Origin of the sequence: Sphingobium scionense (genome assembly GCF_014197035.1) — a bacterium.
GTDB classification, from domain to species: Bacteria; Pseudomonadota; Alphaproteobacteria; order Sphingomonadales; family Sphingomonadaceae; genus Sphingobium; species Sphingobium scionense.
Window position 1 is genome coordinate 78,184 of record NZ_JACIEU010000005.1, and the last position, 14,577, is coordinate 92,760.

Genomic DNA, 14,577 nt, shown 5'->3' on the forward strand with positions numbered 1-14,577 from the left:
CGTAACATCGTTACGCGGGTCGCCCCCTTTATAGGGGGGATCAGCCCTGTAGGACAGCATCCGCCAGCCAGGCGCGGAAGGCGGCCATGGCGGGGCTGTCGGGGCGGGACAGCAGGCGGGTGAGCCAATAGCCGCCGACATCGACGCTCTCATGGAAAGGCTGGACCAGCCGCCCGGCCTGCAGATCGGCGGCGAACATCGCGACCGGGGCGAGGGCGACGCCAAGGCCGGCCCGCGCCGCCTCCACCATCAGCAGCGAGGTATCGAACATCGGCCCGCGCAGCGGCGGGCAGGGGGCGCTGGCGGCGGCGAACCAGCGCGGCCATTCGTCGGCGCGATAGGAGCGCAGCAGCGGCTCGCGCGCGAGCGCGACGGGATCGGCCAGGCGGGCGGCGAGGGCGGGCGTGCAGAGCGGTGCGAGCGGTGCGCGCAGGATCGGCTGGGCATGGGTGCCGTGCCAGGCGCCCTCGCCAAAGCGGATCGCCAGGTCCAGCCCCTCGCCGGCCAGGTCGACGCGGTTATTGTTGGTCATCAGCCGCAGATCGACATGGGGGCAGGCACGGGCGAAATCGGCAAGGCGCGGCAGCAGCCAGCCGCCGGCGAAGGTGCCGACCACGCCCAGCGTCAGCACTTCATGCAGCCGGCCGCCCTCGATCCGCTCCAGCGTGCCGCCGACCCGGTCGAACGCATCGGCCAGGACCGGGAGCAGCGCCAGCCCCTCGTCGGTCAGGGCGAGGCCGCGCGGCAGGCGGCGGAACAGCGGCGCGCCGATCCGCGCCTCAAGCTGCGCGACCTGCTGGCTGACCGCGCCCTGGCTGACGCAGAGTTCGAGGCCGGCGCGGGTGAAGCTGAGATGCCGGGCCGCCGCCTCGAAGGCGCGCAGGGCGTTGAGCGGCAGTTGGGCGCGATCCATGGTCATAGCATAAGATCAGCTAATGGCTGTGTCGAGAATTGATGCTTTGTCGCAAGCCCGTATCTCCCGCAATCTCTGTCCATCACCAAGCATATAGGGGTAGGGCGATGCGCAACTGGATCGGCGTAGGTATCAGTATGGCTACGATGTTTCTGGGTGGCCCGGCCTGGACGAAGGCGGCGGATGATCCGCTGCTGCGGCCGATCGCGCTCGCCTCTTCCAAACGCTGGCTGGCGCCGCAGGCGCCGATCCGGCTGCATGGCCAAACCTATCTGGTCGGGTTCGGCGGCCTCAATATCGCGCTTGTCAGGACCAATGCCGGCCTGATCCTGATCGACGGCGCCGTGCCGCAGGCGGTGCGCGACGTGGAGGCGAACATCAAGGCGCTGGGCTTCTCGATCCGCGACGTGAAGCTGATCCTGAGCACCGAACCGCATTTCGACCATGCCGGCGGGCTGGCCGCGTTGGCCCGCGACAGCGGCGCGACGGTGGTGGCGAGCGCGCCGGCGACCGCGGTGCTGCGCACCGGCGGCATCGATCCGGCCGATCCGCAGGCGGCCTGGCTGGAACGCTTCCCCGCCGTTCGCCGGCTGCGCGCGGTCAAGGATGGCGAGGAGATCCGGCTGGGCGACACGGTCATCACCGCCGTCGCGACGCCGGGCCACACGATGGGCAGCATGAGCTGGCGCTGGAAAAGCTGCGAGGGGCGGCAATGCGCGACGATGGTCTTCGGCTCCAGCCTCAATCCGATCGCGGCCGATGGCTATAGCTTTTCCGATCCGGCGCACCGGCCGGTGGTCGACGCCTTTCGCGCGACTTTCGCCAAGGTCGGCGCAATGGATTGCGACCTGTTGATCACCGCCCATCCCGATCCGGCCGACCCGGCGAAGCTGGCGCGCTTGCGGGCGAAGCGCGTGCCCCATCCCTTCGTCGATCCGACCGCCTGCCGCCGCTATGCCGACCGCGCCGCCGGGATGCTGGACAAGAAGCTGGCGGCGGAATGGGAAACGCGCAGTTACAGCCGGGGCCAATAGCCCCCTTTCCCTGCCGGCCTTAATTTGCGACACTATTGTCGTAAATATAAAGGAGAGCAGGATGCAGATCGCGGGCAGGACGATATTCATCACCGGGGGCGGCGGCGGCATTGGCGGGGGGATGGCGCAGGCCTTTGCCGAGCAGGGCGGGCGCATCATCCTGGCCGATATTGATGCGGGTTTTGCTGCGGCGGAGGCGGCGAAGCTGCCGGCGGGGGCGGACGTGCTGGCGCTGCCGATCGACGTCACCCGTCGCGATAGCTGGGCGCAGGCCAGGGCAGCGGCGGAAGCGCGCTTCGGGCCTGTCGATATCCTCTGCAACAATGCCGGGATCGCGTCGGGCTTTGCGCCGCTGATCGACATGGACCCGGCCGATTTCGACCGGCTGGTCGCGGTCAACCTGACCGGCGTCTATAATGGCATCGCCTGTTTCGCGCGGGCGATGGTCGACCGGGGCGCGGGGCATATCGTCAACACATCGTCGATGAACGGGCTCAACCCCTTCGGCCTGTTCGCCGCCTATTCGGCGAGCAAGTTCGGCGTGCTGGGCCTGTCGGATTCGCTGCGGCAGGAACTGGCCCCCCATGGCGTCGGCGTCTCCACCCTGTTTCCCGGCCTGACCCGCAGCCGCATGTCGGAATCCGACATGGTCGGGCCGGGCGCGATGGACCCGGCGCGGCTGGCGCAGATTCGCGCCAACATGATGGAGCCGATCTGGCTGGGCCGAGCGGTGGTGCGCGCGGTCGAGCAGGACCAGCCCCATATCATCACCCATCCCGAATATCGCGACGACCTGGCCCGCCGGTTCGACGCGATCCTGGCGGCGTTCGGCGAACCGGCCCAGCCGGGCTATCGCACGGGGGCGTCGGCGACCGGGCGCTGAATCAGGCGCAAATGCTCAGGATCGGGCGGCGGAGAGAAGCATCTCCGCGCCCTTTTCCGCGATCATCATGGTCGGCGCATTGGTGTTGCCGGACGTGATCGTCGGCATGACCGAGGCATCGATGACGCGCAGTCCGCCGATGCCATGGACGCGCAGTTGCGGGTCGACCACCGCGCGCGGGCCGCTGCCCATGGCGGCGGTGCCGACGGGATGGAAGATGCTGCTGGCGATCGCGCCGATCCCTTCGAGCAGGGCGGCATCATCCTGCCGCTCCGGCCCTGGGCGAAATTCCTGCGGCGCATAGGGGGCGAGGGCCGGCTGGCCGACGATCGCGCGGGTGACGCGCACCGCTTCGATCGCGACCTGGCGGTCCTCGGCGGCGGACAGATAATTGGGCCGGATCGCGGGCGGGGCGAGCGGATCGGCGGAATTGATCCACACATCGCCCCGGCTGTGCGGGCGCAGGTTGCAGACGCTGGCGGTGAAGGCGGGAAAGGCGTCGAGCGCGCCGCCGAACGCGGCCAGACTCAAGGGCTGGACATGATATTCGAGATTGGCGGTGGCATGGCGCGGATCGGATTTCACGAACATGCCGAGCTGGCTGGGCGCCATCGACAGCGGCCCGGAGCGGCTGGCGAGATAGTGCAGGCCCATCCACGCCTTGCCCAGCCATGATCCGGCGCGGCCGTTGAGCGTGGCGATGCCGTTCACCCGATAGGCGCAGCGTATCTGGAGATGATCCTGCAGATTTTCGCCGACGCCCGGCCGGTCGGCCAGGACGTCGATGCCGAGCGTGGCCAGCTTTGCGCCGTCGCCGATACCCGATCGCTGGAGGATGGCGGGGCTGCCGATCGACCCGGCCGACAGGATGACTTCGCCATCGGCCTGCGCGGTGCAGGCGTCGCCATCCAGCAGGAAGCGCACGCCGGTGGCGCGGCCCTGTGCGATCGTCACCCGGTCGATCGTCGCGCCGGTAATGATGCGCAGATTGGGGCGGTTCATCGCCGGGCGCAGGAAGGCGTCGGCGGCGCTCCAGCGCCGGCCGCGCCGCTGCGTCACCTGAAAATAGCCCGACCCCAGATTGTCCCCGCCGTTGAAGTCGGCGGTTTCGGGCACGCCATATTGGCTGGCGGCCTGGCGGAAGCGGTCGAGCAGATCCCAGCGCAGCCTTTGCCGCTCGACCCGTATCTCGCCGCCTGCGCCATGGGTGGCGCTGGCCCCGTCCTGATGATCCTCCGCCCGCACGAAATAGGGCAGCACATCGTCCCAGCCCCAGCCGATATTGCCGGCTTGGCGCCAGCCATCATAATCGGCCGCCTGGCCACGCATGTAGATCATGCCGTTGATCGAGCTGCTGCCGCCGATCACCCGGCCGCGCGGATAGGCGATGGCGCGGGCGCCAAGGCCGGCCTCCGCCTCGGTCTTCAGGCACCAGTCGGTACGCGGATTGCCCATGCAATAGAGATAGCCGACCGGGATCTTTATCCACAGCCAGTCGTCCTTGCCGCCGGCCTCCAGCAGCAGCACGCGGTTGCGCGGATCGGCGCTCAGCCGGCTGGCCAGCACGCATCCCGCGCTGCCCGCGCCCAGGATGATATAATCCCAGCGGCCATAATCCCGGTCCATCGCCTCTCCTCTTGTGCGCGGAGCATGGCCCGGCGGAGGCGGGGGCGTAAAGGGGCAGGACGGGCGCGGTGGCGATATCTGGCCGGGCCATGGCCTGCAAACTGGCCATGGGCGCGGGCGGGCAAGGGGCTATGGCAGGCGGGTGACGGCGCAGGAGGATGGCCATGCAGATTGCGATACTGACGTTCGAGGGATTCAACGAACTGGACAGTTTCATCGCCGCCGCCATCCTCAACCGGATGAAGCCGCAGGGCTGGGCTGCCTATATCACCGCACCGAAAGAGACGGTGACGTCGATGAACGGGGTGACGGTGCAGCGGCAGCGGCCGCTGGACTTTGCGGCGCAAGCGGATGCGGTGCTGATCGGCAGCGGCATCCGCACGCGCGAGATTGCGGCCGATGCCGCCATGCTGGAGCGGATCGCGCTGGACCCGGCGCGCCAGCTGATCGGGGCGCAATGTTCGGGCACGTTGCTGCTGGCGAAGCTGGGCCTGATCGGTGATCTGCCGGCCTGCACCGACCTTACCACCAAGCCCTGGGTAGTGGAGGCGGGGGTGCGGGTGATCGATGCGCCCTTCGTCGCCCATGCCAATGTCGCGACGGCCGGCGGCTGCCTGTCGGCGCCCTATCTCGCCGCCTGGATGATCGCGCGGGGCGGATCGATGACGGATGCCGAAGCGGCGCTCCATTATGTCGCGCCGGTGGGCGAGAAGGCGGACTATGTCGCGCGGGCACGGGCGGTGATCGCGCCATTCGTGGAAGCGGTGCCGGCCTGATGGGCGGGCTATCTGCGCAGCAGGAACACCGCATGTTCGGCGAACAGATTGGCGTTCGCATGGGTGGTTTCCTTGTCCCCTTTCAGGAACCACTGGCCGTCGATGGTCCAGCCGCGATCCTTCACCAGCGCGCGGAAATCATCGACCGTCACATGATGGATGTTGAGCGTGTCATACCAGGTGTCGGGCAATAACCGCGTCACCGGCATCCGCCCGCCCCACAGCAGCGACAGGCGGCCGCGCCAATGGGCGAAATTGGGGAAGGAGACGAAGGCCTGGCGGCCGATGCGCAGCAATGCCTCCACCACCAGGTCGGGCCGCCGGGTCGTCTGCAACGTCTGGCTGAGGATCGCATAGTCGAAACTGGCGTCGGGATAATAGCTAAGGTCGGTGTCGGCGTCGCCCTGCACCACCGACAGGCCGCGGCCGACGGCAGCGGCGACATTGGAACCGTCAATCTCCAGCCCCCGCGCATCGACCTGGCTGGTGTCGCGCAGCGCCGCCATCAGCGCGCCGTCACCGCAGCCGACATCCAGCACCCGTGTGCCCGGCCGCACGGTGCGGGCGATCAGCGCCAGATCGGGGCGGAGGAGATCGCTCATGCCCGGCCACCGCGCAGGAAGCCATCGACTACCCGGTTCAATTCCGGGCTTTCGAGCAGGAAGGCGTCATGGCCGAAGGGGCTGGACAGTTCGACGAAGCTCGCCTGCGCGCCCGAGGCGTTGAGTGCATGGACGATCGCGCGGGATTCGGCGGTGGGATAGAGCCAGTCGGTATCGAAGCTGACCAGGCAGAAGCGCGCCCGCGTCGCGGTGAAGGCCCGCGCCAGCGATCCGCCATGATCCTCGGCTATGTCATAATAGTCCATGGCGCGGGTGATGTAGAGATAGCTATTGGCGTCGAACCGCTCGACGAAGCTCAGCCCCTGATGGCGCAGATAGGACTCCACCTGGAAGTCCGCGTCGAAGCCGAAGGTCTTGGCGTCACGGCCCTGTAGCCGCCGGCCGAATTTCTCGGTCAGGCCCGCTTCGGAGAGATAGGTGATATGCGCCGCCATCCGCGCCACGGCGAGGCCGGCGCTCGGCACCTTGCCATCGGCATAATAGTCGCCGCCGCGCCAGAGCGGATCGGCCATGATTGCCTGGCGCCCGACCTCGTGGAAGGCGATATTCTGCGCGCTGTGCCGCGCGGTCGAGGCGATCACGACGCAGCGTTCGACCCGGTCGGGGAAGAGGGTGGGCCAGGTCAGCGCCTGCATCCCGCCCATCGACCCGCCGATCACCGCGGCCAGCCGATTAACGCCCAGATGGTCGAGCAGCATCGCCTGCGCCCGCACCATGTCGGCGATGGTCAGCACCGGGAAGCGCATCGCATAGGGATCGCCCAGGGCCGGGTCGATGCTGGCGGGACCGGACGATCCCATGCAGCTGCCGATGACGTTGGAACAGATGATGAAATGGCGCGCCGGGTCGACCGGCCGGCCTTCGCCCACCATCCGCCACCACCATCCCGGCTTGCCGGTGACGGGATGGTCCGATGCGACATATTGGTCGCCGGTCAGCGCGTGGCAGATCAGGATGACGTTGGATTTGTCCGCATTCATCTGCCCATAGCTTTCATAGGCGATGTCGACCGGGGACAGGCTGGCGCCGCTCGATAGCGGCAGCGGGCCGGGAAGGCGGGCCTGGCGGCGCAGGCCGAAACGTGTGTCAGGGGAAACGCTGGCCATGACATCGGGCTAAGACGAGGGAAAGAGGCTGTCAATTGGCGGGGCGGGGTGGCGATCGGCCTGCGCCGTGCCTAGATGGAGAGCATGACCGATCAGACCCGTCCGACCATCGTCGCCTATGGCCCGCTCTATCCCTATCTGACCGACCAGCTGGAGCAGCGCTTCACCGTCCACGCCGTGGCGGCGGACGCGGATATGTCCGCGCTGCCGGCTGATGTGCTGGAGGCGCGCGCGCTGGTCAGCTTCGGATCGGTCGGGGCGCCCGCCGCCATCATGGACGCGCTGCCGAAGCTGGAGATGATCGGGCTATTCTCGGTCGGCTATGACAAGGTCGATGTCGACCATGCGCGGGCGAAGGGCATCCGCGTCACCAACACGCCCGACGTGCTGACCGACGATGTCGCGGACCTGGCCGTCGGCCTTCTCTATGCGACGGTGCGCAACATCGCCGCCAATGACCGGCTGGTGCGGTCGGGCGGCTGGGCGCGGGGCGAGAAGCCGGCGCTGGCGGGCCGGGTGACCGGCGCGACCATCGGCATATTGGGGCTGGGCCGGATCGGCCGCGCCATAGCCAGGCGGCTGGAGCCGGTGGCGGGCGAGATCCTCTATCATAACCGCAAGCCGGCGGCGGATACGGCCTATCGCTATGTCGCCGACGCGATCGACTTTGCGCGCCAGAGCGATGTGATCATCGTCGCCACGTCGGGCGGGCCGGAAGCGGCCAAGCTGGTCGACGGCGCGATGCTGGACGCGCTCGGGCCGGATGGCGTGATCGTCAATATCAGCCGGGGCGGCGTGATCGACGAGGCGGCGATGGTCGAGCGGCTGGCCGACCGGCGCATCGCCGGCGCAGGGCTGGATGTGTTCGCGCACGAACCGCATGTGCCCGAAGCACTGTTCGCGATGGACCATGTCGTGCTGCAACCGCATCAGGGCAGCGCCACCGTCCATACCCGCAAGGCGATGGCCGATCTGGTGGTCGCCAATCTGGACGCCTGGTTTGCCGGGGAGGCCTTGCTGACGCCGGTCGTGTAGGTCGGACGCTGGCGGGGCGCACAAGGACGGCTTGACGCGCGCCGCCCGCGCTGTAGCTTTGCATCACCCTATTCTCAGCCGGTTGGAGCGCCCGATGCGCATCGTCCTGTTGCTGATTGACGCGGTGCCCGATGCCGGACCTTGCCTGTCCGGCTGCCCGCGGTTGCGCCCTTCGCCCGCCCGTCATTCCCTGCGGAGCGATCGATGACAGCAACAATAGGGGGAGAGGAACAAGCATGCAGATAGTCTATATCGCCATAGGGTGCGGCCTGCTGGCCGTGCTTTATGGGCTTTTCACCAGTCGCCAGGTGCTCGCCGCACCGGCGGGGAATGAAACCATGCAGGCGATCGCGGGGGCAATCCAGGAAGGGGCGAAAGCCTATCTCGGCCGCCAATATACCACCATTGCCATGGTCGGCATCGTCGTCGCCGTCCTTGTCTTCCTGTTCCTGGGGATAACCTCTGCCGTCGGTTTCCTGATCGGCGCGATCCTGTCGGGCGCGGCCGGCTTCATCGGCATGAACATTTCGGTCCGCGCCAATGTGCGGACGGCGGAGGCAGCGCGTGGCACCTTGCAGAACGGCCTCACCGTCGCCTTTCGGGCCGGCGCGATTACCGGCATGCTGGTGGCGGGCCTCGCCTTGCTCGCGATCAGCACCTTCTTCTGGTATCTGACCGGCCCGGCCGGCCATGCCCCCGATGACCGTCTGGTGATCGACAGTCTGGTGGCCTTGGCCTTCGGTGCCAGCCTCATCTCCATCTTCGCGCGCCTGGGCGGGGGCATCTTCACCAAGGCGGCCGACGTCGGCGCCGATCTGGTCGGCAAGGTGGAGGCCGGCATCCCCGAGGATGACCCGCGCAACCCCGCCGTGATCGCGGACAATGTCGGCGACAATGTCGGCGACTGTGCCGGCATGGCGGCCGACCTGTTCGAAACCTATGTCGTCACCGTCGGCGCCACCATGGTGCTGACCGCGCTGCTGGTGACCGGCGTCGACAATGCCTTCCTGATGCGCCTCATGTCGTTGCCGCTGATCGTCGGCGGCGTGTGCATCATCACTTCGATCATCGGTACCTATATGGTCCGCCTCGGTGCCAGCCAGTCGATCATGGGCGCGCTCTACAAGGGCTTCTGGACCACCGCGATCCTGTCGATCCCGGCGCTCTGGTTCGTTACCCACTATACGCTGGGCGATCTCAGCACGCCGTTCGGTACCGATCTCGACGGCGTCGGCGGTTATACCGGCATGGCGCTGTTCTGGTCGATGATGGTGGGCCTTGCCGTCACCGGCCTGCTGGTCGTCATTACCGAATATTATACCGGCACCAATTATCGCCCGGTCCGCTCGATCGCCAAGGCATCGGAAACCGGCCATGGCACCAATGTCATACAGGGCCTGGCGATCAGTCTGGAATCGACCGCGCTGCCGACGATCGTGATCGTGGTCGGCATCATCGTCGCCTATCAGTTGGCGGGCCTGATCGGCATTGCCTTTGCCGCCACCGCGATGCTGGCGCTGGCCGGCATGGTCGTCGCATTGGACGCCTATGGCCCGGTCACGGACAATGCCGGCGGCATCGCCGAAATGGCCCATCTCGACGACAGCGTCCGGGTGAAGACCGATGCGCTCGACGCGGTCGGCAACACCACCAAGGCGGTGACCAAGGGCTATGCCATCGGCTCGGCCGGCCTGGCGGCTTTGGTGCTGTTCGGCGCCTATACGGAGGATCTGAAATTCTACAACACGGCCCTGGGCCTCACCGAGCCGGTCGATTTCAGCCTGTCCAATCCCTATGTCATCGTCGGTCTGCTGCTGGGCGCGCTGTTGCCCTATCTGTTCGGCGCGATGGGGATGACGGCGGTCGGCCGTGCGGCCGGTGACGTGGTCAAGGATGTGCGCGACCAGTTCGCCACCAACAAGGGCATTATGGAGGGGACGTCGCGCCCCGATTATGCCCGTACCGTCGACCTCGTCACCCGCGCCGCGATCAAGGAGATGATTATCCCCTCGCTGTTGCCGGTGTTGGCGCCGATTGCGGTCTATTTCATCATCGCGGCGGTCGCCGGCGTGCCCAACGGCTTTGCCGCGCTGGGCGCCCTGCTGCTGGGTGTCATCGTCTCGGGGCTGTTCGTCGCCCTGTCGATGACCTCGGGCGGGGGCGCCTGGGACAATGCCAAGAAATATATCGAGGATGGCCATCATGGCGGCAAGGGCAGCGAGGCGCACAAGGCGGCGGTGACCGGCGACACGGTCGGCGATCCCTACAAGGACACGGCCGGTCCGGCGGTCAACCCGATGATCAAGATCACTAATATCGTGGCACTATTGTTGCTCGCGGCGCTTGCGCACGGCGCTTAACCCGGTTTTAAATCGCCGGACTGACGATGACCCCGCCCGCCAACGGGCGGGGTCATGTTTGACTGGGGGGTATGTTTGAAACCGTTTTTGTCCGCTGCGGCCTGCGCGCTCGCGACTTTTGCACCTGTCGTCTCTGCCCAAGCCGATGCGACCAAGGCCGACACTGCCAAGGCGTCGGCGACCGCTGCCAAGATCTGGCCGATCGAAGCCTTTGCCGAGCTACCGGCAATGGATTCGCCCGAACTGTCGCCGGACGGCGCGCGCGTCGCCGCGCGGATCGCGATCAAGGGCGAGCAGAGGCTGGTGATCGCCGAAGTGCAGGGCGGCAATGTCCACAACATGGGCCTGGGCGACAATGATCTCAACTGGTGGCGCTGGGTCAATAATGACTGGCTGATCGTCGGCATCGGCGCGGAAACCAATGTTCAGGGCGATACCTGGTCGATCAGCCGCGTCGCCAGCATCAAGGCGGACGGCACCAAGGCCAGCATCCTTGCCAAGAATGTTGCCGCACAAAATGGCGACGATGTCATCTGGGTCGCGCGCGACGGCAGCCCGCGTATCCTGCTCTCCTATCAGACGTCCATCTATTATAATGAACCCGGCTTCTGGCCGCAGGTCAGCGAGGTCGACGTCAGCACCGGTAAGATGCGCACCGTCGTGCCCTCGCGCCAATTTGTGCGCAGCTGGTATGCCGATGCGACCGGCGCGGTGCGCATGGGGGTGGGTTATAATGACGGCACTCGATCATCCAAATTGCTCTATCGTGCCGATGGCCGCAGCGGCTTCCGCGTGGTCGATAAGGCCGATCGCCGTCGCCATGAATCGCTGATCGTGCCGATGCTGTTCACCGCCGACCCGGGCAAGGCGATCGCCAGCGATGATCGGGACGGCACTGACGCCTTCTATGAACTGGACCTCGGCACGCTGGAACTGGGCAAGAAGCTCTATGAAGCGCCCGGTTTCGACCTTGGCGGGCTGGAGGTTGATGCCGCCGGCACCGGCATGGCGGGCGTGCGCTACACTGCCGATGCGCCGGCCGTTCACTGGTTCGACCCGACCCTGGCGAAGATCCAGGCCGATATCGACAAGGCCGTGGGTGATCGCCGCGCGCGCATCGTCTCGACCAGCCAGGACCTGAAGAAACTGATCGTCCATGTCGGCGCGGCAAGCCAGCCGGGCGCCTATTATTTCTATGACACCGACTATGGCGCCATGTCGCTGCTGTCCAAGGTCAGCGAGACGCTGGGCGTCCGGCCGCAACTCTCGCCGGTCAAGACGATCCGCTACAAGGCGCGTGACGGTCTGGAGATCGCAGCGGTGCTGACCCTGCCCAATGGCAAGGAGGCGAAGGAACTGCCGCTCATCCTGATGCCCCATGGTGGCCCTTTCGCCCGCGATGCGGAGACGTGGGACTGGTGGGTGCAGTTCCTGGCCAATCGCGGCTATGCGGTGATCCAGCCCAATTATCGCGGCTCGTCGGGCTATGGCACGGAATTCGCGGCCAAGGGCGAGGGCCAATGGGGTCGTGCCATGCAGGATGACCTCAATGACGCGGTCGACTGGGCGGTGAAGCAGGGCATTGCCGACGCCAAGCGGGTCTGCGTCGTTGGCGCCTCTTATGGTGGCTATGCCGCGATGCGCGCGGCGCAGCGCGACGGCGGCCGTTATCGCTGCGCCGTCTCCTATGCCGGCGTGTCGGATCTGGGCGCGATGATGCGCTATGACCGGCGCTTCCTCAATTCCGGCGCCAGCGGCGACTGGCTGAAGGAACAGGCGCCCGACTTCGGCGTCGTCTCGCCGATCAACTATGCCGCCGGCTTCTCGACGCCGATCCTGCTGATGCACGGCAAGAAGGACCGGCGCGTACCGGTGGGTCAGTCCCGCGAGATGGCGGAGAAGCTCAAGGCCGCCGGCAAGGTAAGCGGCCGCGACTATATCTATGTCGAGCAGCCGCTGGCCGACCATTTCTTCTCGCGCCAGGCCGACCGGCTGGAATTTCTCCAGCAGCTCGAAGCCTTTCTGAAGGCGCATAACCCCGCCTGAGCGGCCCGCGGCGCGACCGTCAGAAGTCGCGCCGCAATTCCAGGAAGACCGTGCGCGGCCGGCCGACAAAGGCCCCCTTGCGCGCATCGAAGGTGGCGACGGCATAAGTCTTGTCGAAGATATTCTCGACGCGGATCATCGCCTCGGCAAAGCCCAGATCCTGAGTGATGCTGCCGTCGAACACGGTGAAGCCGGGAATATGGGCGCCGCGCCGGTCGATCTGGCCCGACACATATTGGCCGCCCAGCGCCAGCGCCGTGCCCCAGGTGGGGATCTGATAGCGGGACCATAGCCCGGCCTGATGATGCGGGGCGTTGGGGAAGCGGCCGCCGACCGCATTGTCGATCGTCGCGCCCTCCGCACTGTCGGTGATGCGCGCGTCATTATAGGCGTAATTGGCGGTCAGCACCCAATTCTTGCTGAGATCGGCTGCCAGCGTCAGTTCGATCCCCTTGCTGGTCACCTCGCCGACCGGCGACAGCTGGTCCAGACCATTGATCGGCTCCAGATCGGGATCGACCTGCACGATGCCGTTGCGCATGATATGGTAGAGGGCGAGGGTCGGCTGCAGCTTGCCCTGCATCAGTTCGCCCTTGGCGCCGACCTCGAACTGGCGGCTGGCGATCGGCGCAAAGGGGCCGCCGACCGCCGGATTCTGGTTGCCGGGGCTTTGCGGTTCGAAACTCTGCGCATAACTGCCATAGAGGGAGATGGACTGAACCGGCTTGTAGATGCCGCCGACGCGCCAGCTCCAGCGACCGCCATCTGCATAGGCACCGCCAATCTTGTCCTTGTCGTCGAACCAGTCGTGGCGCACGCCGCCGACCAGGATGACATGCTCGCCGATATCCGCCTGTTCCTGGGCATAGACGCCATAGCGATGGGCGCGCGACGCATTCACTTCCGGGGTCAGGCCGGCCAGGTCCGCCTCGGTCGGATTGCTCAGGCCATAGACGGGATTGCTCAGCGACAGGCCCGGCACGCCCTTGATCGTCACGCCGCTGAAATCCTGCGTCTCGCGATACCAGTCGGCGCCCACCAGCAATGTGTGTTTGATCCCGCCGGTCTCCAGTCTGGCGATCATGTTGCTCGCCAGGCTCGCGCCCTCGATCGTGCCATGCTGTGAGCGAAATTCGCGCGGCTGGGTATCGAAGACGCCATCGCCATCGGTGTCGATCGGCCCCAGCGGTTCATGATAGCGCTGATATTCGGTGTAGCGGAACCAGCGGCCCGATGCATTGACGCTGACCGCGTCGGACAACCGGCTGTCCAGCCGCGCCTGCAGCACCGTGCCCTTCAGGCTCAGCTTGTCGGTCTTTTCATTATGGGTCCAGTTGCGGTCGGCCAGGAAATGCCCCTCCGCATCGATCGCCACGCCGCGCAGCCGGTTGCCCGGCAGATCCTGGTCGTATCGGGTCGCCTGCACCGTCAGGCTGGTGTCGGGCGCCAGCTTGAACTTCAGCCCGCCGTCCGCGACCAGGCTGCGGCTGCCGGAAAAGCGCTGCACCGTGTCGAAGCTTTCGTAGAACAGGCCGGCCCGCCCGGCGACCACGCCATTGGCGTCGATCGGCCCGGTCACTTCGCCCGACGCGCCATAGCGGTCATAATTGCCGACCACCGCGCGCACCGACGCGGCGAATTCGTCCTGTGGCTTCTTGGTGACATAATTGACCATGCCGCCCGGCGAACTGGCGCCATAGAGCATGCCGACCGGTCCTTTGAGAAACTCGACCCTGTCGATGCTGAACAGGTTCGGCACGGCAAAGCCCTGGAACGGATCGCCGCGCAGCCCGTCATAGAACATCGATTCCTGCCGGAAACCGCGATAGGTAACGGTGGCATATTGGTTGGCGCTGACGCCGGCGACATTGCGATAAAGGTCGGTGATGTCGCGTGCGCCCTGGTCGCGGATCAGTTCGCTGGTGATGACCTGCACCGACTGGGGAATGTCCATCGGGTCGGCGGGAATCTTGCCGATTTCGCTATCTTCGACGCGATAAAGTTTCTGCGCGCGGGCGGTGACCAGAATGTCGCTGTTGCCGGCGGCCGCGTCGATTGGAACCTGCGCCAGCACGGGCAGCGGCGCGAACAAAAAGGGCAGGGCGCAAAGGCGGAGGCTGGGCAAGGCGGCGATCCCGTTGAAATGGACAAGGAATGGAGCCGGTTCGCTCCTTC

Annotated in this window: 11 protein-coding genes; 6 read left to right on the forward strand and 5 right to left on the reverse strand. The window is 66.5% G+C overall.

Annotated elements, in window-relative coordinates; all coding sequences use genetic code 11:
- Positions 1–40: 40 nt before the first annotated feature.
- Entirely contained in the window at positions 41–913 is an 873-nt protein-coding gene (locus tag GGQ90_RS06940) for a LysR family transcriptional regulator (protein WP_188081453.1), read from the reverse strand.
- A 107-nt stretch (positions 914–1,020) separates the two neighbouring features.
- Here GGQ90_RS06940 and bla point away from each other — a divergent pair, with 107 nt between their 5' ends.
- On the forward strand, positions 1,021–1,947 hold the full coding sequence (gene bla / locus GGQ90_RS06945; RefSeq protein ID WP_188081454.1) for a subclass B3 metallo-beta-lactamase: 927 nt from the start codon (positions 1,021–1,023) through the stop codon (positions 1,945–1,947).
- Between the two features lie 61 nt (positions 1,948–2,008).
- The gene (locus tag GGQ90_RS06950) at positions 2,009–2,830 is read left to right on the forward strand and encodes an SDR family oxidoreductase (RefSeq protein ID WP_188081455.1); all 822 of its coding nucleotides are present in this window, start codon (positions 2,009–2,011) and stop codon (positions 2,828–2,830) included.
- Positions 2,831–2,845: 15 nt separating this feature from the next.
- Here the strand turns inward: GGQ90_RS06950 and GGQ90_RS06955 are convergent, their stop codons facing one another.
- Positions 2,846–4,456, reverse strand: coding sequence for a GMC family oxidoreductase (locus GGQ90_RS06955; protein ID WP_188081456.1), 1,611 nt, complete (start codon positions 4,454–4,456; stop codon positions 2,846–2,848).
- 164 nt (positions 4,457–4,620) lie between these two features.
- Between GGQ90_RS06955 and GGQ90_RS06960 the strand changes: the two genes are divergently transcribed.
- On the forward strand, positions 4,621–5,232 hold the full coding sequence (locus tag GGQ90_RS06960; RefSeq protein ID WP_188081457.1) for a DJ-1/PfpI family protein: 612 nt from the start codon (positions 4,621–4,623) through the stop codon (positions 5,230–5,232).
- 8 nt (positions 5,233–5,240) lie between these two features.
- Here the strand turns inward: GGQ90_RS06960 and metW are convergent, their stop codons facing one another.
- Both metW and metX read right to left on the reverse strand, forming a co-directional pair.
- Positions 5,241–5,834: a methionine biosynthesis protein MetW gene (gene metW / locus GGQ90_RS06965; protein ID WP_188081458.1), complete on the reverse strand. Its 594-nt coding sequence runs from the start codon at positions 5,832–5,834 to the stop codon at positions 5,241–5,243.
- A complete protein-coding gene (gene metX / locus GGQ90_RS06970) occupies positions 5,831–6,961 on the reverse strand; it encodes a homoserine O-acetyltransferase MetX (RefSeq protein ID WP_188081459.1) in 1,131 nt (376 codons plus the stop codon). The genes metW and metX overlap by 4 nt, the downstream gene beginning before the upstream one ends.
- 75 nt (positions 6,962–7,036) lie before the next feature.
- On the opposite strand from metX, the gene GGQ90_RS06975 reads away from it, so the two are divergent.
- From GGQ90_RS06975 to GGQ90_RS06985, 3 genes are all read left to right on the forward strand, one after another.
- Positions 7,037–7,996 (forward strand): 2-hydroxyacid dehydrogenase, encoded by a 960-nt coding sequence (locus tag GGQ90_RS06975; RefSeq protein WP_188081460.1) that lies wholly within the window; start codon positions 7,037–7,039, stop codon positions 7,994–7,996.
- Positions 7,997–8,232: 236 nt separating this feature from the next.
- Positions 8,233–10,356 (forward strand): sodium-translocating pyrophosphatase, encoded by a 2,124-nt coding sequence (locus tag GGQ90_RS06980; RefSeq protein ID WP_188081461.1) that lies wholly within the window; start codon positions 8,233–8,235, stop codon positions 10,354–10,356.
- Between the two features lie 75 nt (positions 10,357–10,431).
- A complete protein-coding gene (locus GGQ90_RS06985; protein ID WP_425506104.1) occupies positions 10,432–12,402 on the forward strand; it encodes an alpha/beta hydrolase family protein in 1,971 nt (656 codons plus the stop codon).
- A gap of 19 nt (positions 12,403–12,421) precedes the next feature.
- Here GGQ90_RS06985 and GGQ90_RS06990 read toward each other — a convergent pair whose 3' ends face one another.
- Positions 12,422–14,527, reverse strand: coding sequence for a TonB-dependent siderophore receptor (locus GGQ90_RS06990; RefSeq protein WP_188081463.1), 2,106 nt, complete (start codon positions 14,525–14,527; stop codon positions 12,422–12,424).
- Positions 14,528–14,577: the final 50 nt, after the last annotated feature.

What these genes read in the sequence shown, in the direction of transcription:
- bla (WP_188081454.1), top strand. Translation starts at nt 1,021, where the DNA reads ATGCGCAACTGGATCGGCGTAGGTATCAGTATGGCTACGATGTTTCTG.
- GGQ90_RS06950 (WP_188081455.1), top strand. Translation starts at nt 2,009, where the DNA reads ATGCAGATCGCGGGCAGGACGATATTCATCACCGGGGGCGGCGGCGGC.
- GGQ90_RS06940 (WP_188081453.1), bottom strand. Translation starts at nt 913, where the DNA reads ATGGATCGCGCCCAACTGCCGCTCAACGCCCTGCGCGCCTTCGAGGCG.
- GGQ90_RS06975 (WP_188081460.1), top strand. Translation starts at nt 7,037, where the DNA reads ATGGAGAGCATGACCGATCAGACCCGTCCGACCATCGTCGCCTATGGC.
- metW (WP_188081458.1), bottom strand. Translation starts at nt 5,834, where the DNA reads ATGAGCGATCTCCTCCGCCCCGATCTGGCGCTGATCGCCCGCACCGTG.
- GGQ90_RS06980 (WP_188081461.1), top strand. Translation starts at nt 8,233, where the DNA reads ATGCAGATAGTCTATATCGCCATAGGGTGCGGCCTGCTGGCCGTGCTT.
- GGQ90_RS06960 (WP_188081457.1), top strand. Translation starts at nt 4,621, where the DNA reads ATGCAGATTGCGATACTGACGTTCGAGGGATTCAACGAACTGGACAGT.
- GGQ90_RS06955 (WP_188081456.1), bottom strand. Translation starts at nt 4,456, where the DNA reads ATGGACCGGGATTATGGCCGCTGGGATTATATCATCCTGGGCGCGGGC.
- metX (WP_188081459.1), bottom strand. Translation starts at nt 6,961, where the DNA reads ATGGCCAGCGTTTCCCCTGACACACGTTTCGGCCTGCGCCGCCAGGCC.